This window comes from Enterobacter sp. 940_PEND, from assembly GCF_001059415.1.
GTDB classification, from domain to species: Bacteria; Pseudomonadota; Gammaproteobacteria; order Enterobacterales; family Enterobacteriaceae; genus Enterobacter; species Enterobacter cloacae_M.
On the sequence record NZ_JUMS01000043.1, the window covers coordinates 98,394 to 119,556 of the forward strand.

The 21,163-nt window shown below is 59.6% G+C and carries 22 protein-coding genes; 9 read left to right on the forward strand and 13 right to left on the reverse strand.

Annotated features, from left to right (window positions below; genetic code table 11):
* The first annotated feature begins 1 nt into the window (after position 1).
* The 3 genes from ADJ24_RS06620 to ADJ24_RS06630 all read left to right on the forward strand — a co-directional run bounded on the left by ADJ24_RS06620 (position 2) and on the right by ADJ24_RS06630 (position 2,874).
* Positions 2-304: a PTS lactose/cellobiose transporter subunit IIA gene (locus tag ADJ24_RS06620; protein ID WP_029741865.1), complete on the forward strand. Its 303-nt coding sequence runs from the start codon at positions 2-4 to the stop codon at positions 302-304.
* Between the two features lie 136 nt (positions 305-440).
* Positions 441-1,820: a carbohydrate porin gene (locus ADJ24_RS06625; RefSeq protein WP_023309838.1), complete on the forward strand. Its 1,380-nt coding sequence runs from the start codon at positions 441-443 to the stop codon at positions 1,818-1,820.
* A gap of 148 nt (positions 1,821-1,968) precedes the next feature.
* The gene (locus tag ADJ24_RS06630) at positions 1,969-2,874 is read left to right on the forward strand and encodes a DMT family transporter (protein ID WP_023309837.1); all 906 of its coding nucleotides are present in this window, start codon (positions 1,969-1,971) and stop codon (positions 2,872-2,874) included.
* 99 nt (positions 2,875-2,973) lie between these two features.
* On the opposite strand, the gene nepI is transcribed toward ADJ24_RS06630, so the two are convergent.
* The 9 genes from nepI to ivbL all read right to left on the reverse strand — a co-directional run bounded on the left by nepI (position 2,974) and on the right by ivbL (position 12,091).
* Positions 2,974-4,164 carry a purine ribonucleoside efflux pump NepI gene (gene nepI, locus ADJ24_RS06635; RefSeq protein ID WP_048702288.1) on the reverse strand — a complete coding sequence of 397 codons (1,191 nt, stop codon included), beginning with the start codon at positions 4,162-4,164 and terminating at the stop codon, positions 2,974-2,976.
* Positions 4,165-4,266: 102 nt separating this feature from the next.
* Positions 4,267-4,719 carry a DUF1198 domain-containing protein gene (locus tag ADJ24_RS06640; RefSeq protein WP_023309835.1) on the reverse strand — a complete coding sequence of 151 codons (453 nt, stop codon included), beginning with the start codon at positions 4,717-4,719 and terminating at the stop codon, positions 4,267-4,269.
* A gap of 178 nt (positions 4,720-4,897) precedes the next feature.
* Positions 4,898-6,289 (reverse strand): hexose-6-phosphate:phosphate antiporter, encoded by a 1,392-nt coding sequence (gene uhpT, locus ADJ24_RS06645; protein WP_023309834.1) that lies wholly within the window; start codon positions 6,287-6,289, stop codon positions 4,898-4,900.
* 132 nt (positions 6,290-6,421) lie between these two features.
* Complete coding sequence (locus ADJ24_RS06650) at positions 6,422-7,741, reverse strand: MFS transporter (RefSeq protein ID WP_023309833.1); 1,320 nt, start codon at positions 7,739-7,741, stop codon at positions 6,422-6,424.
* On the reverse strand, positions 7,734-9,239 hold the full coding sequence (gene uhpB, locus ADJ24_RS06655; RefSeq protein ID WP_048702289.1) for a signal transduction histidine-protein kinase/phosphatase UhpB: 1,506 nt from the start codon (positions 9,237-9,239) through the stop codon (positions 7,734-7,736). The genes ADJ24_RS06650 and uhpB overlap by 8 nt, the downstream gene beginning before the upstream one ends.
* Positions 9,236-9,829, reverse strand: coding sequence for a transcriptional regulator UhpA (gene uhpA, locus ADJ24_RS06660; protein ID WP_022646555.1), 594 nt, complete (start codon positions 9,827-9,829; stop codon positions 9,236-9,238). Before uhpA ends, uhpB begins: the two co-directional genes overlap by 4 nt.
* A gap of 77 nt (positions 9,830-9,906) precedes the next feature.
* Positions 9,907-10,194, reverse strand: a complete 288-nt coding sequence (ilvN, locus tag ADJ24_RS06665) for an acetolactate synthase small subunit (protein ID WP_010426528.1) — start codon at positions 10,192-10,194, stop codon at positions 9,907-9,909.
* A 3-nt stretch (positions 10,195-10,197) separates the two neighbouring features.
* Positions 10,198-11,886 carry an acetolactate synthase large subunit gene (gene ilvB / locus ADJ24_RS06670; RefSeq protein ID WP_023309831.1) on the reverse strand — a complete coding sequence of 563 codons (1,689 nt, stop codon included), beginning with the start codon at positions 11,884-11,886 and terminating at the stop codon, positions 10,198-10,200.
* 106 nt (positions 11,887-11,992) lie between these two features.
* Positions 11,993-12,091, reverse strand: a complete 99-nt coding sequence (ivbL, locus tag ADJ24_RS24970; RefSeq protein ID WP_057979964.1) for an ilvB operon leader peptide IvbL — start codon at positions 12,089-12,091, stop codon at positions 11,993-11,995.
* Between the two features lie 521 nt (positions 12,092-12,612).
* Between ivbL and tisB the strand changes: the two genes are divergently transcribed.
* The 4 genes from tisB to emrD all read left to right on the forward strand — a co-directional run bounded on the left by tisB (position 12,613) and on the right by emrD (position 15,469).
* A complete protein-coding gene (gene tisB, locus ADJ24_RS23980) occupies positions 12,613-12,702 on the forward strand; it encodes a type I toxin-antitoxin system toxin TisB (RefSeq protein WP_023309830.1) in 90 nt (29 codons plus the stop codon).
* A 64-nt stretch (positions 12,703-12,766) separates the two neighbouring features.
* Positions 12,767-13,213 (forward strand): GNAT family N-acetyltransferase, encoded by a 447-nt coding sequence (locus ADJ24_RS06680; RefSeq protein ID WP_023309829.1) that lies wholly within the window; start codon positions 12,767-12,769, stop codon positions 13,211-13,213.
* 62 nt (positions 13,214-13,275) lie between these two features.
* Positions 13,276-14,109, forward strand: coding sequence for an EamA family transporter (locus tag ADJ24_RS06685; protein ID WP_023309828.1), 834 nt, complete (start codon positions 13,276-13,278; stop codon positions 14,107-14,109).
* Between the two features lie 175 nt (positions 14,110-14,284).
* Entirely contained in the window at positions 14,285-15,469 is a 1,185-nt protein-coding gene (gene emrD / locus ADJ24_RS06690; RefSeq protein ID WP_032668284.1) for a multidrug efflux MFS transporter EmrD, read from the forward strand.
* On the opposite strand, the gene ADJ24_RS06695 is transcribed toward emrD, so the two are convergent.
* Entirely contained in the window at positions 15,372-16,460 is a 1,089-nt protein-coding gene (locus ADJ24_RS06695; protein ID WP_023309826.1) for a cellulase family glycosylhydrolase, read from the reverse strand. The genes emrD and ADJ24_RS06695 overlap by 98 nt on opposite strands.
* An 84-nt stretch (positions 16,461-16,544) precedes the next feature.
* Positions 16,545-17,471 carry a DNA-binding transcriptional regulator DsdC gene (gene dsdC / locus ADJ24_RS06700; protein ID WP_023309825.1) on the reverse strand — a complete coding sequence of 309 codons (927 nt, stop codon included), beginning with the start codon at positions 17,469-17,471 and terminating at the stop codon, positions 16,545-16,547.
* 204 nt (positions 17,472-17,675) lie between these two features.
* On the opposite strand from dsdC, the gene dsdX reads away from it, so the two are divergent.
* Both dsdX and dsdA read left to right on the forward strand, forming a co-directional pair.
* The gene (dsdX, locus tag ADJ24_RS06705; protein ID WP_023309824.1) at positions 17,676-19,013 is read left to right on the forward strand and encodes a D-serine transporter DsdX; all 1,338 of its coding nucleotides are present in this window, start codon (positions 17,676-17,678) and stop codon (positions 19,011-19,013) included.
* A 17-nt stretch (positions 19,014-19,030) separates the two neighbouring features.
* Complete coding sequence (gene dsdA, locus ADJ24_RS06710; RefSeq protein ID WP_023309823.1) at positions 19,031-20,317, forward strand: D-serine ammonia-lyase; 1,287 nt, start codon at positions 19,031-19,033, stop codon at positions 20,315-20,317.
* 82 nt (positions 20,318-20,399) lie between these two features.
* Here dsdA and ADJ24_RS06715 read toward each other — a convergent pair whose 3' ends face one another.
* Positions 20,400-20,747: a DUF202 domain-containing protein gene (locus ADJ24_RS06715; RefSeq protein ID WP_023309822.1), complete on the reverse strand. Its 348-nt coding sequence runs from the start codon at positions 20,745-20,747 to the stop codon at positions 20,400-20,402.
* On the reverse strand, positions 20,737-21,084 hold the full coding sequence (locus ADJ24_RS06720) for a YidH family protein (protein ID WP_023309821.1): 348 nt from the start codon (positions 21,082-21,084) through the stop codon (positions 20,737-20,739). Before ADJ24_RS06720 ends, ADJ24_RS06715 begins: the two co-directional genes overlap by 11 nt.
* Positions 21,085-21,163 lie beyond the last annotated feature (79 nt).

A 21,163-nucleotide genomic window follows, 5' to 3' on the forward strand; every position in this document is an offset into this window, starting at 1 on the left:
GATGATCGCATTAGAAGAAGCCGTAATGGAAATTATCGTCAATGCCGGACAGTCCCGCAGCCTGTGCTTTGAAGCACTGCACGCGGCGCGCCAGGGCAACATTGACGAAGCCAAAAGCCTGCTGCGCGAAGCCGACGGCTACGCGCGCCAGGCGCACAAGATGCAGACCAAACTGATCGAGCAGGATGCGGGCGAAGGCCGCCAGCCGATGACGTTAATTATGGTGCACGCGCAGGATCATTTAATGAATTCCTTATTAGCGCGTGAATTATCCGAAGAAATTATTCATTTATATCAGAGATAGTCTATGGCGAAATAATTACTGTAATACCTCTGTACCCTAAATAGAGATCCACTTGTTCTGATGATAGCGACATACTCTGTCAGATCGGAGCGGGATGGTTATTGTCTGAATAAAATTAAACTATATTGAGATAACCATGAATACGATTAAAAAACTTCCATTAACCATGGCGGTTATCGCCGCGCTTTGCCCAATTTCCGTGCTCGCGCAGGAATTCACCCAGGAGCAAATCGACGCCATTGTGGCAAAAGCGGTGGATAAAGCCCTCGCCGAACGTCAGGCTAAAATGGATGCGGCGGTCGCGAAAAAAGCGGACGTGGTGACCGAGCCGCAAAGCGCGGCGCAATCTCCGGATATGGCGATCCCGTTCGGGATTAAATTTACCGGCTACGCCCGCTACGGGGCGCACTTCCAGGCCGCCGATCAGAAATACGTCGCGGTGGACGGCTCCTACAACGGCGCGTCCGCCATTGGTCGTCTGGGCAACGAAGGCAACGGCGGGGAATTCCAGCTCTCCAAGGCCTTTAAGGGTGAAAACGGCGCCATCTGGGACATCAACGTGATGATCGACCACTGGGGCGACGAAGTTAACCTGAAAAAAGCCTACGCGGGGGTGACCAACATTATGGCCTCCAACCCGAACGCCTATTTCTGGGCCGGTCGTGACTTCCACCAGCGTCCACAGCAGGGCATCAACGATTACTTCTGGATGAACCACGACGGCCAGGGCGCCGGGGTGAAGAACTTCGACATCGGCGGCGTGCAGTTCGACGTGGCCGCCGTCGCGGCGGTGGAATCCTGTAGCCCGGAAGTGATGGAAGATGAAGCCAACCCGTCGCGCATCACCTGTACCGGCGGTTCCGGCACGGGCGACAAAGGCAACTACGCCGCGACCTCAAAAATCCACGGCATGAAGCTCGGCCCGATCGACATGGAGCTGTACGCTAACTACGGCTTTGACTCCAAAGCGGTGGAGAGCGACGAGCGTCTGAACGCGTGGCAGGGCGGCGTGGTGCTTAGCCACACCAACGACAGCGGCGTGAATAAGGTGATCGCCCGCTACTCCGATAACGCGGACAACAGCGTGTTCAACAAAACCGAGGATCTGACCACGGTCTACGCCAGCTTCGAAGGGCTGTACAAATTCACCCAGGCCACGCAGGTGGAGTACATCCTCGCCTTCCACGACTACGACAACAGCCGCGATAAGACCGACAACCGCAAGAACTACAACGCCATCGTGCGTCCGATGCACTGGTGGAACGACGTTCACTCCACCTGGCTGGAAGCAGGCTGGCAGCACGTTGACTACGACAACGGCGGTGACAACAAGGGCTGGAAGCTGACCCTGTCGCAGAATATGTCTATCGCCATGGGGCCGGAGTTCCGCCCGATGCTGCGCTTCTACGTGACCGGCGGCAAAGTGGATAACGAACGCACCGCGCGCGTGAACAACACCAAAGACGAAACGCTCGACGACTTCAACGTCGGCGCGATGTGGGAGGCGTGGTTCTAAGCAAGGTAGAAGCAAAACGGCAACGAGAGTTGCCGTTTTTAGTGTTTGCTCCCTCTCCCCGTGGGAGAGTGCCGGGGTGAGGGCATCAGGCCACACACAACCATGCTATGCTGTTGACCGAATTAACGACAACATCGCAGGGGAGAACATGGGTTCCACACGTAAAGGGATGCTAAACGTCCTGATCGCCGCCGTTTTATGGGGCAGTTCCGGCGTTTGCGCGCAGTACATCATGGAGAAAAGCCACATTTCTTCGCCATACCTGACCATGGTTCGCCTGCTGTTTACCGGCGTGATCCTCCTGACGCTCTCCTTCGTTCACGGCGACAAGATTTTCTCGGTCATCAAACACCGCAAAGACGCCCTCAGCCTGCTGTTTTTCTCGCTGGTCGGCGCGCTCACCGTGCAGCTCACCTTCCTGCTAACGATTGAAAAATCCAACGCCGCGACCGCTACCGTTCTGCAGTTTCTGTCACCAACCATTATCGTGGCGTGGTTCGCGCTGGCGCGGAAAAAGCGCCCTGGCGTGTTTGTTTTATCCGCGATTGTGACCTCGCTTGTCGGGACGTTCCTGCTGGTCACCCACGGCGACCCGACCTCGCTCTCCATCTCGCCTGCCGCGTTGTTCTTCGGTATCGCCTCGGCGTTTGCCGCGGCGTTTTACACCACCTATCCGTCAACGCTGATCGCCCGCTACGGCACATTGCCAATTGTCGGCTGGAGTATGTTGATTGCCGGATTGATGTTGACGCCGTTCTACGCCGGGCGCGGGACGACCTTTGTGATTGACGGCAGCCTGCTGCTGGCGTTTTTCTATCTGGTGGTGATTGGTACGGCGCTGACGTTCAGCCTGTATCTGAAAGGCGCACAGACGATCGGCGGGCCGAAGGCAAGCATTCTGAGCTGCGCCGAGCCGCTGAGCAGCGCGTTGCTGTCGGTGATTTTACTGGGCGTGGCGTTCACCCTGCCGGACTGGCTGGGGACGCTATTGATCGTGTCGTCGGTGGTGCTGATTTCGATGGATTCGAGAAGACGGGTTCAGACATCGGCGTAGCCTGATGTCCCCTCACCCCAGCCCTCTCCCCAAAGGGGCGAGGGTGAAAAGACAGCACCGAGCAGTCCCCTCTCCCTGATGGGGAGAGGGAGAAAAGCACTACTTCGCCTTAACCTTCCCCGCCACCAGCAGCGCGGTCAGCAGCATCAGCGTGCCGGAAATCACCAGCGGTGAGGTCAGCCCCAGATGGTCGAGCGCCACGCCGCCAATGGCCGCGCCGCAGGTATTCGCCAGCTGGATCACCGCCACCTGAATCGACCCGGCTTTTTCAGCCTGATCGGCAAGCGAGCGGGTGATCCACGTCGACCAGCCCACCGGCACCAGCGCAAAGGCAAAGCCCCAGATAATCGCGATGGCAGACGCCACCCACTTATCGCTGCCCCACAGCACCAGCACCGCCGCGCTCGCCGCCAGCACCAGCGGCGCACCCGCCAGCGCCACCTTCAGGGAGCGTTTCAGGAACTGAGACGACAGCGAGGTGCCGACAAAGCTGGCGATACCGAAGCTCAGCAGCACCAGCGTCAGGCCGTCCACGTCAAAGCCCGCCATGGTCATAAACACCGGGCGGATGTAGGTAAAGAAGGCAAACTGCCCGGCAAAGGACATAAAGATGGCGGTCATCCCCGCCAGCACGCCGGGGCGCTTCAGCAGCGCGAACATGTTCTGTTTGTGGTGCGCCGCTTCGCCCGGCAGCGACGGTAGCGCTTTCCACACCCAAATGATGCAGAGCAGGCCCATCACCGCCGCCGCGTTGAAGACGTTACGCCAGCCGATAATCCCGCCGAGGAAGCTGCCGAGCGGCGCGGCAATCACCAGCGCGATAGAGACCGCACCGAAGATAACGGAAAGCGCTTTTGGCACCGTCCGCGCGGGCACCAGGCGCATGGTGAGCGAGGCCGACATCGCCCAGAAACCGCCTAACCCCAGCCCCAAACAGGCGCGCCCCAGCAGCAGCAGGGTGAAGCTTTCAGCAAAGGAGACCAGCAGGCAGGAGAGCGTCAGCAGCACGCTGAACAGGATGACCACCCTGCGACGGTCGATAGTGCCAATCACCTGGGTGATAAACAGGCTGGCGAACATCGCCACAAACGCGGTGACGGTAACGGACTGCCCCGCCACGCCTTCGGAAATGCCCAGATCCTGCGCCATCGGCGTCAGCAGGCTCACCGGCAGAAACTCAACGGTAATCAGGCAGGCGACGCAGAATGCCACGGCGAAAACGGCCGACCAGTTGGGGCGTGAAACCTCGTTGGTCTGCGGTCTGGTCGTGGGCTGGATATGTTCTGTCATGGCGTCACCTGAAGATAAAAACGTGCGGAAAAGTCGCGCAGTTTATCATCAAAAGTGTGACGAATTTAACGTTTAGACAACTTTTGTGATTTTTAGAGGGGATCAGTGCAGGTAAAACACGCCCTCTTCCGGCAGGAAGAGCTGGTTGTAGCGCAGCTGGAAGGCGTTAAGCTCCTGCGGATCGGGCTCCATCTCGCGCATAAAACCGAGCGCCAGACGAATTTGCGCATCGGTAATCGGCGCGGCCAGGCGGGCTTTACGCAGCAGGCGGTGCCACGTGTGCAGATTCTCTTCACTGCCGTCGACAATGCAGACCTGCCATATCAGTAGCACCTGCGCGGCGTTTTGCAGATGCGCTTCGTCCGGGCGCTCAAGGTAGCGGATAAACTCATTGCCCGGCATTTTGCCGAACTGATCGATCATCGACTCAACAGGCATCGGGGTGATCCCCAGACGCTCGCTTAAACGTTTGATGGCGCGGCGGGAATCTGAGGTCAGGACGCGAAATCCCACCACAAACACCACTGCAAGCGTTGCCAGCATTATCCAGACCATGCGTTCTCCTATGAATAGCCGCTCATCATAGCGGGAAACGCAGCGCCTCGACAGCGGGTGGCGCCATAATAGTGAACGGAAAAGATGTTGAAGAATTGGGAGAGGAGGAGTTAACCCCGTCGGGGTCAATATAAAAAAGCCCGGCATCACACACCGGGCAAAGAAGTTACCTGCACACTCAGGCTGTTTTTAATTTCTGCGCACGATTCTCACGGCGGATCTTACGTTCTTCCAGCACCGCGACCATCGCCATCAGGACGATACAGCCGATGGCCGCCGCATCCAGCGCCGCGAAGGTGCCCGCCCAGCCGGTGAGGCCGAAAATCGGCGTGCCGTCGGCGATCATCCCCAGGCCCAGCTTGGCGAAGCTGTCGCCGATCAGGTAGGCGAAGGTGCCTTTAATCCCATCGGCGGCGCCGATCGCTTTTTTCGGGACGAAGCCCACTGCCGCTACGCCGATCAGCAGCTGAGGACCAAACACCAGGAAGCCGAGCGCGAACAGGGACGCCAGGTAAACGTACTGGTTGCTGGCGTGCTGGTAGACGCCGAGCGTGGCGATAATCAGCGCCAGCGCGACGCAGGCCACCAGCGCGCGACGACCGTTGGCGAGGTCGGAGAGCCAGCCCCACAGCAGCGTGCCGACCAGCGCGCCCACTTCGAACAGGGTGAAGCCCTGAATCGCCACTTCTTTAGAAAGCTTCAGCTCCTGGAAGGCATACACGGTCGACCACTGGTCGATGCCGATACGCACCACGTACAGGAAGATGTTTGAGAAGCAGAGCAGCCAGATCACTTTGTTTTTCAGCACGTACTCAACAAAGATCTGCCATTTGGACATCTCGTTTTCTTCGGTCTCTTTGTCCTCTTCGCTAATCTCCTCGCCGAACAGCTCTTCGGCTTTGCCGAGGCCGTAAGATTCCGGGGAGTCGCTGCCGTAGCGCAGGCCGATAAAGCCGACAATCAGGGCGATAATCGACGGGAAGATAAACATGCCGATCACGTGGCCGTCGAACAGGTAGTTTGCGCCAAACAGCGCCACGCCAGCCGCACCCGCCCCGCCGAGGTTGTGGGAGATGTTCCACATGCCGAGGTAGGAACCACGCTTGCGGCGCGGCGTCCATTTGGTGATGGTGGAGTAGCTGCACGACCCGCCGGTACTCTGGAAGAAACCGCTCAGGGCGTAGAAGGCGATCATAAGGAACAGGCTGACTGAGCCCGCGCCCATGCTGGCGCTGAAGCCGAGCATACAGATGGCGGAGAGGATCAGCATAAACGGCAGGAACTGCTTGGTGTTTTTGCCGTCCGCGTAGTAGGACACAACGGTTTTACCCACGCCGTAGGTGATGGAGAAGCCCAGGCCAATCATCCCCAGCTGCGTCATGCTCAGCCCGTAGGTTGAGATCATGTCGTTCTGCGCGATGTTAAAGTTTTTGCGGATCAGGTACATGGTCAGGTAGCCGATGAAGACCACCAGATAGGACTGCATGAACGGTTTGAACCACATCTTGCGCCGCACGTCGAGCGGCAGATCCAGGGTCGGCTTGCGCACCTGATTTAAGAAGGCCAGCATGACTGAGTTACTCCTGAGCTGATTTTTGCAGCATTGTAAAAATCAGCCGGGAGAGATGCCTGAGACAGCGTCCAGGTAAAACCGGGAAAATTTCTTAGTTTTACGCCATTCGGGGTGAAAAGGTGAGACGCATCACGCTTCGCTCACCTCGCGCGGCGCCTGCGCATGCAGGAAGGGAAGCAGCAGCAGCGCGGAGATCCCCGCCGCGATGGCGATCACCGCGAAGAAACCGCTCCAGTGCCAGACGTCGATCACCCGCGCCAGCGGCCAGCCGGAGAGCGATGCACCGAGGTAGGCAAACAGCCCGACAAAGCCCGTCGCCGCGCCTGCCGCCTCTTTGTGGGAACACTCCGCCGCCGCCATGCCGATCAGCATCTGCGGGCCAAAGACGAAGAAGCCGGTGGTGAAGAAGCACGCCGCCTGCATCACGTAGCTGGCGAACGGCATCAGCCACAGCGAGCCGACAGAGAGCAAAATCCCGGCGGCGAAAATCAGGTTCATCGGGCCACGGTTGCCGTTGAACAGCTTGTCCGAGCCCCAGCCCGCCACCAGCGCGCCGATAAACCCGCCCAGCTCAAACATCGTCACCGCCGAGTTGGCGGTCACCAGATCCACGCCGAGCGTCTCGGACATGTACAGGTTGCCCCAGTCGTTGATCGCCGCGCGCACCACGTAGACCAGCACGTAGCAGAGCGACAGCAGCCAGATGTACGGGTTTTTCAGCACGTATTTGGTGAGGATCTCCCTGCGGGTCAGCCCCGCGCCCTCCTGCTGCTGGGCAATCTCCATCTCGTCGTGCCGCCAGTCGCCCACCGCAGGGAGGCCGACGGTTTGCGGCCGGTCGCGCAGGCGCCAGCAGAGAAACAGCCCGGCGAGAATGGCGAGGCCACCGGCAATCATCATCCCCGCGCGCCAGCCGTAGTGCAGCGCCGCCGCACCTACCACCATCGGGATCAGCGCCCCGCCGACGTTATGCGCGGTGTTCCAGATTGCCCACCAGCCGCCGCGCTCGTTGCGCGAATACCAGGCGGTGAGCAGGCGGGCGCAGACCGGCGCGCCCCAGCCCTGGAAAAAGGCGTTCAGCGCCCACAGCAGGGCGAAGGCCCACAGCGAGGTGGAGAAGCCAAACAGAATGTTGACCACGCCGGTGGCGATCAACCCGACGCCCATAAAATAGCGCGCGTTGGAGCGGTCGCTGACGATGCCGGAGAAGAACTTCGACAGGCCGTATGTGATGTAAAACAGCGTCGCCAGCAGGCCGATATCGGTGCGAGTCATCACGCCGCTGGCGAGGATTTCCGGCGCGGCGGCGTTGAAGCTTTTGCGGGTGAAGTAGAACAGCGCGTAGCCGAGCCAGATGGCCATCAGGATATGGCGACGCCAGTAGCGGTAGCGGGCGTCGATTTCCGATTTATCGCCAATCGGCGCGGCGCTGGCAGGGGTTTTAAACATGGTAACTCCGTAGCGGCAGGCTGACGCTGACGCGCGTCCCGTGGGTGCAGGAGAGGTTCAGCGTGCCGCCCAGCGCCTTCACGCGCTCGCGCATGCCCGCCAGGCCAAAGCCCTGCTGGCCGGAGCCCGGCGGCAGGCCGCAGCCGTCGTCTTCAATTATCAGCTTCAGGCTGTCGTCCTGCTGCCAGCCCTGGATCGTGACCGCGCTGGCGCTGGCGTGCTTGACGATGTTGTTCAGCCCTTCCTGACAGACGCGGAACAGCGTCACGCGCTGGCCTTCGCTGAGCGTAGATTCGTTAATGCGCCAGTCGAGATGGCTTACTATTCCGCGGCTTTCCAGCTCCATCTCGCGCATCAGGGAACGCACCGCCTGCTCCAGCGACAGGTCGTCAAGCTGGCGCGGGCGCAGTCGTCCTAACAGGCGACGAACGGAGTCATAAACGCCCAGCGAAAGCTGTTCGATATGCGCCCCGCCCTGCTTCACGCCCGCGTTTTCCGCTGCCAGGCGCTGGACAATGCCCGCCTGAGTGCGAATGGCGGTGATGGTCTGGCCGATATCGTCGTGCAGCTCGCGGGCGACCTCCTGCCGCACGCTCTCTTCGGTTTCCAGCAGACGCTCCGCCAGACGGCGGTTGCGCGCCAGCTCGGTTTGCAGGGACTGGTTCAGCTCGCGCAGGCGCTGAATGCCCGCTCCCAGCAGCAGCCCGGTCAGGCTTTGAGCCAGCAGGGAAAGCAGTAAATCAACAGGATGATCGTGCCAGGTCTGGCTGGCGATCAGTGCGATGGCGTTCATCAGCGTGGCGATCAGCGCCCCCTGCCAGCCGTAGTGCCAGGCCAGGGCGATAATCGGCAGCGCCAGGCAGAACGGCGTGAAGCGTGAAAGCTCGGCGGGCAGGCCAAGCTGGAGCCACAGGCTCACCACAAACAGCAGCAGATACCAGATGAGGTGCCGGGCGCGCCAGTTCACCGGCTGGGAAACCAGCGCCGGGCCGAGCGGCTGCCAGACGGTGCTGGTGAGATAGTGCCAGATCACGAGGCAGGTTGGTGCCAGCGTCAGGCCGCCGGTGAGGGTCAGCAGCAGGGCATTGAGCATCTCCTTCTCGCCGACCCACGGAAGCGACTGCAGCAGCGCGGCGGCAATCAGCGCCGCCCCCTGACGCAGCAGCGTGCGCCAGTCGCGCTGGTGGCGGTAGCGGGAGATGAGGGTAACCGGGAGAAGCGTGAGCAGGCTTCCGGTCATCAATAAGGGCAGGTGCGCGAGGGCCACCTCCTGCGCCAGCCAGACCAGCATCAGCCACTCAGCGCCGAGCAAAACCGGCCAGTAGGCGCGCGGACACTGGAGCATTAAGCCCAGACGCAGCCCGAAGGGAAACAGCAGCACCGCCAGCTCCGGGCGTTCCACCAGGTGCAGGCTGATGCTCCACAGGCAAAACCAGGCGGCGGAGAAGATAAAAAAGCTGGCGACGACGGCGATCAGCCGTGAAAAAGCGGAACTCATTGCCAGCTGTCAAACATGCGGCGCGCCAGCTCGACGTCGTTGCTGACGTTGAGTTTTTCCATCAGGTTGGCGCGGTGAACGTGTACGGTTTTCGGGGACAGATCCAGCTCGGCGGCAATCTCTTTTACCGACATGCCCTGCGCGAGTTTTTCCGCAACCTGGCGCTCGCGTCTGGTGAGCGGATCCTGGCGTCCGGCCGCCAGCTTGATGGCGATATCCGGCGTTAAATAGCAGCCGCCGGTGGAGACGGTGCGCACGGCGGCAATCAGCTCGTCCGGGCTGCAGCGCTTGGAGAGAAAGCCGCGCGCGCCCGCGTTGAGCGCCTGCTCGACCAGCGCCGGGCTGTCGTGTACCGACAGCATGATCGTCGCCATCCCTTTCGGCAGCTGGCTTAACAGCTCCAGCCCGGAGAGATCCGGCATCGAGATGTCGCAAATACAGACCTGCACCCCGCGCCCCGGCAGGCCCGCCAGCGCTTCACGACCGGAGCCAAACTCGGCCACGACCTGAAAATCCGGTTCGAGGTTCAGAAGCTGGGCAAATCCGGAGCGGACGATAAGGTGATCGTCGATGAGAGCGATGGTGGTCATGGCGCATTCCTGGCGGGCGGATAAAAAAACGCGCCTACCTTAACGATAAGCGCGCGGGTGTTCAAGCAATGAGCGATTTATTCGAAGAACACCGCAATTTTGTTAAACATGGTGGGATCGGACTGGTTGCGAGCCACTTTGGTGACGTCTTCCAGCTTGTCGATCTGCGCCATCATCTGCTCAAGACGCTGGTCGTCGTTGACCAGTAGCCAGATGCGGCTGTGCTCGCTGCCCTGAATCGGCAGACAGAGAATGCCTTCCACGTTAAACGCACGGCGGGCAAAAAGCCCGCAGACGTGGGTCATGACGCCAGGGTGGTTGCGGACGGTGAGTTCCAGAATGACGTTATCATGTTGTTTCTGCATGGCTTATTCTCCCACCATCTCAGTATTTGCCGCTCCCGGCGGCACCATCGGATACACTTTTTGTTCAGGGTCGATACGCACGTGGATCAGCGCCGGGCCGGGGCGAGAAATCGCGTCCTGCAGCGCCGCGTGGGCATCCTCTTCGGCGTTCAGATCGCAGGTGTGCAGGCCGAAACCGGCGGCAATCTGCATAAAGTTAATCATCCCCGGATAGGTCGCGGCAAACACGCCCTGCTTGTAGAACAGGCTCTGCTGCTGGTGCACCAGCCCCAGCGCCTCGTTGTTCATCAGGATGATTTTTACGTCTAACTGGTTTTCGGCTGCGGTCGCCATCTCCTGAATGTTCATCATCAGGCTGCCGTCGCCGGAGAAGCAGATGACCTTGCGGTCCGGATTCGCCAGCGCCGCACCCACTGCTGCAGGCAGACCGAAGCCCATGGTTCCCAGACCGCCGGAGGTCAGCCACTGGCGAGGACGGTTCAGCGGATAGGCCTGCGCGGTCCACATCTGGTGCTGTCCCACGTCGGTGGTGATAATCGCGCTGTCGTCCACGCAGGCGGCAACGGCGTTGATAAGGCCATAGTGGCTCAGCGGATCGCCTTCGGTTGGGATGGCGCCCGGGAACTCGCGCTGCAGATCGGCCACCAGCTTACGCCAGTCGGCGCGCTCGGCTGCGTCCGTCTGCGGGATCAGCTGCGCCAGCACCTCGGCCACGTCGCCCTGAATCGCCACGTGCGGCTGCTTGATTTTACCCAGCTCGGCGCGGTCGATATCCACGTGAATGATTTTGGCGTTCGGGCAGAACTGCTCGGTTTTGCCAATCGCCCGGTCATCAAAACGTGCGCCCATAACAATCAGCAAATCCGCCTCTTGCAGGATGTAGTTGGTGCTGCGCGCGCCGTGCATGCCCAGCATGCCGAGAGAGAGCGGGTGCGCTTTAGGCAGCATGCCCAGCGCCATCAGGGTCATGGTGGTCGGCAGGTTGGCTTTTTCCGCAAACTGGCGGATTTCATCCGCAGCGTTGATGGCCCCACCGCCCAGATAGAGCACCGGGCGTTTGGCGGCGTTAATCATAGCGGCGGCGTCGCGCACGCTCTCAGCGCTGAATTCCGGCGCGGGGGCACGCTCGCCCGGCTCCGGCAGGACGTCTATCTCGATCTCTGCGGTCTGGACATCCTTAGGAATGTCTATCCACACCGGGCCCGGGCGGCCGGACTGCGCAATGCGGAACGCATCGCTAATAACCTGAGGAAGCTCGCTGATGTCGCGAACTAAATAGTTATGTTTGGTGATGGGGATAGAGATGCCGTAGGTGTCCACTTCCTGGAACGCATCGGTGCCGATCATTGAGGACGGTACCTGGCCGGTAATGCAGATCAGCGGAATGGAGTCGAGACGCGCGTCGGCGATGGCGGTGACCAGGTTGGTTGCGCCCGGGCCGCTGCAGGCCATACAGACCGCCGGTTTGCCCTGCGTACGCGCCATGCCCTGAGCAATAAAGCCTGCCCCCTGCTCGTGGCGCGCCAGCACGTGGCGGATCTGCGTGCTTTGGCTTAACGCATCGTACAGCGACAGCACCGTGCCGCCCGGGATGCCCGCAACCGTGGTGATGCCCTGCCGTTCCAGCAGATGAACGATCAGCTGCGCGCCAGTAAAACGCGTCTTGGTGGATGTTGTGCCCGAACTTGCCATGCTCCAGTCCTTTTCTTCTGGGCCGACGTTCCGGGGAGGGTCCTAAACGAAAAACCCCGCCCGGTTTGCGCCGGCGGGGTTTTGGATTCGTGTGTTGATCCAGTCCCTACGGCGCATTGCCGACGACCACCACCACACGCACGACGACCACTGCGGCTGGTTGCGCAGTTTTTAGTAGGGTCGAAGTGAAGATGGATGAAGTCATTGGGGACCTGTGTTTGGAATCATTGATGGAATTTATACAAACACAGGTTTTCGGGCGTGACAATGGAAATATTTTCATCTGCGCAAAAATGCGTCAGGGATCACGTTTCGTTTGTTGAGGGTTGAAAACAAAAAACCCCGCCGGAGCGAGGTTTTTATCAGGGTTTTGCGGTTGGTCGCCGCAGAACACACTGTGTTACGTCAACGCAAAAAGTATACGCGATCGAAGACGAACGCGCAATTCCGGCACGGATTTTGACGCTTTTGAGTATGGATCGCCTTCCTGATTTTGTCCAAAAAATACTGTTCATGCATACAGTATTTATCTATACTGAGGGTGTTCGCAGTGAGCGAGGGGGCCGCAGTTTTACCGGCGCAAAGAAGTCCTGGCTGAAACGGGTGGTGCCGTCAGTGCCTTAACCCCTGAAGTGAGCACACTGTGTTACGTCAATCCAGGTGCTGGCAACAGGCGGCGGAAAGGTACGCCAGCATCGTGCTCCTTTTAACCAAAAGGAGACGCGTATGAGCGTAGTGGATATGGTGATACTTATCCTCAAACTCATTGTTGCTGTACTGCAACTACTTGATGCTGTCCTGAAATTCCTTCGGTAATTCAGGTTCAAGTCGCACCTGAGAGGGGCGGGCAACCGCCCCTCTTTAATAACGAGGGAATGCTATGTCGCGTCTGTTAATTGAGCCCGTCACACCAGATGAGCCGGGGTATATCGCCCTGAAGGCTGAAAGTATCGCACTGAATTTCAACATGCTGCGCAGGCTGGAAGATAACTGGCAGCGTGGTGAGAACCGCTTTAACGCGCCGGGTGAAAAGCTGCTGGGCGCGTTTCTCAACGGCAGGCTGGTCGGCGTGTGCGGCCTCAACCGCGATCCGTTCAGCCAGCAGCCGCGCGCCGGACGTATTCGCCATCTCTACGTCAGCGAGAAGTGCCGCGGGCTGGGCATTGGCAAACAGCTTTTAACCGTGGTGATGGCCGATGCCAGCATCTGGTTTGATTTCCTGAATACCCATGCGCCGGAGAGCGCGTACGGCTTCTATCGCCAGGCGGGTTTTACGCTGGTCTCGGACGAGCCGCGGGTAACGCACCGCCTTTTTTGTGCCGTGTAGCCGGCTGGCAGCATCAGGGTGTGAATGTTACAGTTGAGTGACAATTCACCACCCGATACGCTATGACCATCACCGTTTTTTGCATTTTGCTCTTCGCCGCGCTGCTGCATGCCAGCTGGAACGCCATCGTTAAGGCCGGAACGGACAAGCTCTATTCCGCCATAAGCGTCAGCGGATCCGCCACGGTTATCGCTCTGGTCTTACTGCCGTTTTCCCCACAGCCATCTGCTGCAAGCTGGCCGTTTTTGATCGTCTCCTGCGCCTTACAGGTTGTGTACACCGTGCTGGTAGCGAAAACCTATCAGGTCTCCGATATGAGCCAGACCTATCCGCTGATGCGCGGCACCGCCCCGCTGCTGGTGGCGCTGATCGGCGTGCTGGCGCTCGGCGATCGTCTCTCGTGGCTAGCCTGGTCCGGTATCGGAGTAATTTGCCTGTCGATTCTGGCGATGGCGATGCATGGCCGCATACGGTCACGCAAAGGGATCGGGCTGGCGCTGCTGAACGCCTGCTTTATTGCCGGGTATACGCTGGTGGACGGCACCGGCGTGCGTCTGTCGAACACCGCGCTGGGCTATACGCTGTGGACCTTCTTTATGAACGGCTTCTGCCTGTTGAGTTGGGCAATGGTGGCGCGTCGGCGCGAGGCGTCCAGCTACCTGCGCCTGCACTGGAAAAAGGGGCTGCTCGGCGGAGTGGGAACCATGGGATCTTACGGTCTGGCGCTTTGGGCAATGACGCAGGCGCCGCTGGCGGTGGTCGCGGCGCTGCGTGAAACCTCCATACTCTTTGGGGCACTGATCGCGTTTGTCCTTTTAAAAGAGAAGGTTGCGGGCCTGCGTATCGCGGCGGCGCTGGGTATTGCCGGCGGCGCCATTCTGCTGCGCATGGCGTAAATCACTGGCAACATTAGTTGCCGATCTTGTTTACAAATCCTGCCTTTCCCGGTTTTTTCATTCACCACGACAATGCTTAAATTGTCATCTCTCTGTGGTAGATTCCTCGCGCATTTATGGGAATGCGCAGTCACTTATTCTTCATTTTTCTCTTTTGGCAAAAGTATTCAGCGACATGAAAAAACAAAGGAACGTTAACTTATTGTTGATGCTGGTGTTACTGGTGGCCGTCGGTCAGATGGCGCAAACCATCTACATTCCGGCGATTGCCGACATGGCAAAGGAATTGAACGTCCGCGAGGGCGCGGTGCAGAGCGTGATGGCAGCCTACCTGCTGACCTATGGCGTTTCGCAGCTCTTTTACGGCCCGCTGTCTGACCGCGTCGGGCGTCGCCCGGTGATCCTGGTGGGCATGAGCATTTTCATGGTGGCGACGGTGATTGCCATTACCACGCACAGCCTGACCGTACTGATTGCCGCCAGCGCCCTGCAGGGCGTCGGGACCGGCGTCGGTGGGGTGATGGCGCGAACCTTACCGCGCGATATGTATCAGGGCACCCAGCTCCGTCATGCCAACAGCTTGTTGAATATGGGAATTCTGGTCAGCCCGCTTCTCGCCCCGCTGATTGGCGGCCTGCTGGACACAATGTGGTCCTGGCGCGCCTGCTACGCCTTCCTGCTGGTGCTGTGCATCATTGTCACCTTCAGCATGGCGCGCTGGATGCCGGAAACGCGCCCGCAGGACGCGCCGCGCACGAAGCTCATCACCAGCTATAAAACGCTGTTCGGCAACGGGTCGTTTACCTGCTACCTGCTGATGCTGATCGGCGGCCTGGCGGGCATTGCGGTGTTTGAAGCCTGTTCCGGCGTGCTGCTGGGCGCGGGTCTGGGCCTGAGCAGCATGGTCGTGAGTATTCTGTTTATTCTGCCGATCCCGGCGGCGTTCTTCGGCGCGTGGTTTGCCGGACGCCCGAACAAACGCTTCTCCACCCTGATGTGGCAGTCGGTGATCAGCTGTCTGCTGGCGGGTCTGATGATGTGGATCCCGGGGCTGTTTGGCGTGATGACGGTCTGGACGCTGCTCATCCCGGCAGCGCTGTTCTTCTTCGGCGCGGGGATGCTGTTCCCGCTGGCGACCAGCGGCGCGATGGAGCCGTTCCCGTTCCTCGCAGGCACGGCTGGCGCGCTGGTGGGCGGTTTGCAGAATATCGGCTCCGGCGCGCTGGCCTGGCTCTCGGCGATGATGCCGCAGACCGGGCAGGCTAGTTTGGGCCTGCTGATGACGCTGATGGGGCTGCTGATTTTACTGTGCTGGCTGCCGCTGGCGTCGCGTGTTCCGCATCACGAGCAGCCGGTTTAACCGCATGATGGCCCGGCTTCTCGCCGGGCTTTTCACAGACGGGCGCAATCATCGCCTGCAACAACGGCTCCGGCGCGGGCCGCCAGGCCCCCTCTTCCCCGTCGTAAAACTGGAAATCCGCGTTCAGCGCATACGGGATTTTCGCCTTTTGCAGCTCGCAGGCCATAAAGGTGGAGAACGCCATTTGCGAAGCGGTTGGCGTGAGGTGGTTTGACTCTCCCACGCCCCAGCCCCCGACCCAGCTAACGTGCCCGGTTTTTTGCTGCCAGCGCAGCGCGGTATTGATGCGATTATGGATAGCCGCTTTCTCCGCCGCCGTGCCGGACGTCCACGGGTATTTACCGCTATTTTTCAGCGGCCCCCACGGGAAAATATGCCACTCCGCCAGCAGGTAGTTTTGACTGTGCGCGGGCAGCTTCAGGCTGGATAAATCCTCCGGGGCGGCGCGCAGGCGTGGCGCAACAAAGATCATGCGCTGCGGGTCCATGTCGTGGATCGCTTTAATGGTTTTTTCATACACGCGGTTTAGCGACGCGAGGTTGTGGTTAAGCTTGTCGGCCGGCTCATAGATGAGATCAAAACCCAACAGCGGGTAGCTCTGACCGAAATAGTGCGCCACGGCAATCCACCAGTTGATCGTCTCTTTCTCGTTATCGGCTTTCGGGTCGTTTTTATATTCATCAGCCTGATAAGCGATAATCGGGATCACGCCATACTGCTCGCAGGCTTCTACCAGCTTGCGCAGGTGAATTAGCCGCGCTTCTGTCGGCTCATCGGCGACGCGAATGCGCACGTGGGTAATGCCTTTTGCACGAAAATCGCGTACCACCAGCGGGTCGAATTCGCGTATGCCGCGCTCGGTGCGCGCCCAGTCCACATCCATCCCGACGCCCAGCTGCTGCGCATAACGGGCAGCCGTCAGCGGCGGCTCAGCGGCAATCGCCCAGCCGGAAGAGATCAGTAATGCACAGGCAATAAAAGGCTTTAACACGGTTTACCCTGGATAAATCGAAAGCATTACCTGTATTTAGCACGCTTTTTCACATTTGGTGTAGAGCGAAAGCGTAATAATTCTTCAACCTGCCAGTTCTTTCAGCCAGCCGATAAAGGCGTCTATTTTCGGCCACTGACGACCGGAAAGCGTCGAGACATAGTAGTGCTGATGGCATTTCAGGGTCTTGTCACCAAACGGGGCGATCAGCTCGCCCCGTTCGAGCCTCTTCTGCACCAGCCGCTTTCTGCCCATCGCAACGCCAACGTGGTTGATGGCCGCAATAATCGCTAAATCGGAACGATCGAAACCAATGCCCGACGATGGCGGCATATTCACCGCAAAGTGTTGCGCCCAGCTCAGCCACTCATCCGTCCCGGAATCGTTGCTCCAGGCCTGACGGTCGTGCAGCAGCGTGCAGTGGCTGAGGTTATCGGGGTTTTTCAGCAGTTCATGCTCGCGGGCATACTGCGGTGAGCAGACGGGCAAAATCTCCTCGTCCATCAGGAAGTGATGAGAGAGATGGTTTGGCGGCGTATCGTCGAAATAGAGCGCCAGATCGACGCCCGTTCGCTGCATATTGACGTAATCATTGCCGGTCAGGATGGTGAGTGAAATCGACGGATAGCGGCGGGTAAAGTCCCCCAGCATGGGCACCAGCCAGCACTGGGCGATCGACGGGCGGGAGTAAACCGTCAGCGTGCCGGACAGCGCCTGGTTTTTGATATCCAGGATCTCCTGATTCAGAGTGTCGAGGGATGATTTCAGCGTCCAGTAAACGCGCTTTCCCTCCTGCGTCAGCTCAACTTTACGGTGCGAGCGGACGAACAGCTGAATGCCCAGCTCCTCTTCCAGCAGGTTGATGCGGTGGCTCACCGCGCTGGGGCTGAGCGACAGCTCCTCCGCCGCCAGGGCGAAGGACTCATGCCGGGCGGCCACTTCAAAGGTATACATTTTCGACAGCTGCCAGCCGTTTAACAGGCGGTTTCTGGCTTCATTCGCATCGGTCATCACAATTCTCACGTGGGTTTTCTGCGCTCAGCATACCGCTCAAGGGTGAATTTATGTGAACCTAATACGAATTAAGTGCGCTTTTTAGAGCGCAGTCACTCAGTTGATCCAATCTGGCTCACCTGAACGCCAATTTATATCGTTTGTCAGCCCACGCCGTTTTTTCGTCCAATACCCACAGATGACATAAGGGTGAGGTGAGATATGGGATCTCAGGTCTGGGTTGTGGCAACGCTGCTGGTCAGCATTGTGTTGATTGTTTTAACCATCGTAAAACTGAAGTTTCACCCGTTCCTCGCGCTGCTGCTGGCGAGCTTTTTCGTCGGCGCGATGATGGGGATGAGCCCGCTGGATATGGTGAACGCCATCGAGAGCGGAATTGGCGGTACGCTGGGCTTCCTGGCGGCGGTGATTGGTCTGGGCACCATTCTCGGCAAGATGATGGAAGTCTCCGGCGCGGCAGAGCGCATCGGGATCGCACTGCAGCGCTGCCGCTGGCTGTCGGCGGACGTGATTATGGTGCTGGTAGGCCTTATCTGCGGCATTACGCTGTTTGTGGAAGTGGGCGTGGTACTGCTGATCCCGCTGGCGTTTTCCATCGCCAAAAAGACCAACACGTCGCTGCTCAAGCTGGCCATTCCGCTCTGTACCGCGCTGATGGCGGTGCATTGCGTAGTGCCGCCGCATCCGGCCGCGCTGTTTGTGACCAATAAATTAGGCGCGGACGTCGGAACGGTCATTGTCTACGGTTTGATGGTGGGCCTGATGGCCTCGCTGGTCGGCGGCCCGCTGTTCCTGAAACTGCTCGGCAATCGTCTGCCGTTTAAACCGGTTCCGGCGGAATTTTCAGACCTGAAGGTGCGGGAAGAGCACACCCTGCCGTCGCTGGGCGCCACGCTGTTCACGGTGCTGCTGCCGATTGCCCTGATGCTGGTGAAAACCATCGCCGAGCTGAATATGGCGAAAGAAGGCACGCTGTATACGCTGCTGGAGTTTATCGGCAACCCGATCACCGCGATGTTTATCGCCGTGTTTGTCGCCTACTACCTGCTGGGGATACGCCAGCATATGGGCATGGGCACGATGCTGACGCATACCGAGCACGGCTTCGGCTCTATCGCCAACATTTTGCTGATTATCGGCGCGGGCGGCGCGTTTAACGCCATCCTGAAAACCAGCGGACTGGCGGACTCGCTGGCGCATATTCTCTCGAACCTGCACATGCACCCTATCCTGCTCGCCTGGCTGGTGGCGCTGGTGCTGCATGCCGCCGTCGGCTCCGCGACGGTGGCGATGATGGGTGCCACGGCGATAGTCGCGCCGATGCTGCCGCTCTACCCGAACGTGAGCCCGGAGATCATCACCATTGCCATCGGTTCCGGTGCCATTGGCTGCACGATCGTGACCGATTCTCTCTTCTGGCTGGTGAAGCAATACTGCGGCGCTACCCTGAACGAGACCTTCAAATACTATACGACGGCGACGTTTATCGCCTCGGTGCTTGCACTTGGCGGCACATTCCTGCTTTCCTTCATTATCTGAGCGCGAAGAGACGTATTATGGAAAACGCAACTATCACTACTTTAACCGCACAGTTTCCTCTGGTTGAGGATCTGATTGCTCTGAAAGAAACCACCTGGCTTAACCCGCGCACCACGACGCTTGCAGAAGGGTTGCCGTACGTCGGGCTGACCAAAGCCGACGTGGACGACGCGCACGCGCGCCTCAACCGCTTCGCGCCGTACCTGGCGAAAGCCTTCCCGGAAACGGCGGCAACGGGCGGGATTATCGAATCCGAACTGGTTCCCATCCCGGCGATGCAAAAGCGGCTGGAGAAAGAATTTGCTCAATCTATTCCCGGCACGCTGCTGCTGAAAAAAGACAGCCATCTGCCGATTTCCGGCTCGATTAAAGCGCGCGGCGGCATCTATGAGGTGCTGACCCATGCGGAAAAACTGGCGCTGGAAGCCGGGTTGCTGAGCGTTGAAGACGACTACAGCGTTCTGCTGGAACCGCGCTTTAAGGACTTTTTCAGCCAGTACAGCATTGCGGTAGGCTCAACCGGCAACCTTGGGATGTCCATCGGCATTATGAGCGCCCGCATCGGCTTTAAGGTGACGGTGCATATGTCTGCCGACGCCCGCGAGTGGAAGAAAGCCAAACTGCGCAGCCACGGCGTCATCGTCGTGGAATATGAGCAGGATTACGGCGTGGCGGTGGAGCAGGGACGAAAAGCGGCGGAAAGCGATCCGAACTGTTTCTTCATTGACGATGAAAACTCCCGCACCCTTTTCCTGGGCTACGCCGTTGCAGGCGAGCGGCTGAAGGCGCAGTTTGCCGAACAGGGCCGCGTGGTGGATGCCGATCATCCCCTGTACGTCTACCTGCCGTGCGGCGTCGGCGGCGGCCCCGGCGGCGTGGCGTTTGGCCTGAAGCTGGCCTTTGGCGATAACGTCCACTGCTTCTTCGCGGAGCCAACGCACTCCCCGTGCATGCTGCTCGGCGTCTACACCGGCCTGCACGATGAGATCGCGGTGCAGGATCTGGGCATTGATAACGTGACGGCGGCGGACGGTCTGGCGGTAGGGCGCGCCTCTGGCTTCGTGGGCCGCGCGATGGAGCGCCTGCTCGACGGGTTCTATACGCTCTCCGATCAGAGCATGTACGATATGCTCGGCTGGCTGGCGCAGGAGGAGGGCATTCGCCTGGAGCCATCGGCGCTGGCGGGCATGGCCGGTCCGGTGCGCGTTCATTCGCATACCAACGTTACCCACCTGGTGTGGGCGACCGGCGGCGGAATGGTGCCGGAAGACGAGATGGCGAAGTATCTGGCGAAAGGGAAGTAATTATGCCGGGTGGCGGCTGCGCCTTACCCGGCCTACGGTTCGCGGCAGTTGCAGGCCCGGTAAAGCGTAGCCGCCACCGGGCTTACAGGCTCAAAATTTGCTGAATATGGGTTACCGCAAACAGCAGCGACAGCGAGAGAACAGCGAGCGCGATCAGGAACTTATCCCGCACCGCTTTCGGCTGTACAAAATCGTTCTGCGCCACGTCCATCAGGTTACGGCTGCGGGTATAGCGCCATAAAATGATGGCCACCAGCGCCAGCACAATAATGGAAATCCAGAATGGCACCCCTGTGCGGTGCCAGTTGTGCTTGATCGCCAGGGCAATCAGCGCGCCATACCCCAGCAGCGTGCGCAGCCAGGCGAGCGACGTCCGCTCCGGCTGCAGGCCGGGGTCCGCTTCGCGCCGCGCTTTGCGGCTATCCGCCATAGAACACCAGCACCATCACCACGCCCGCCACCGTCAGCAGAATCGTGCTGATAATCAGCAGCCCGCGCGTATAGGGCAGATCCTGCTTCAGACGCATCGCCTTCTCATTGCGCAGCCAGCGCAGGTAGCCGTAAATCGCCAGCACGCCCGCAAACAGGCACAGCAGTAGCGCCAGCACTTCGCGAATCAGCGGCGTGGCGAAATCGGGCGCGAGCTGATCGAGACCCACCCCTGCGGCAAGAAAGCCCAGCGCGGTGCGGATCCACGCTAAAAAAGTGCGTTCATTAGCCAGAGAGAAGCGGTAGTCCGGCGCTTCGCCGAGGCGGGAAATTTTCATGAGGGTTCCTTGTCGTGCTCCAGGCAGGCTTCAGCATAGCGTAAATCGACAAGGACAAGGAGACCGGCATCGGGCGATG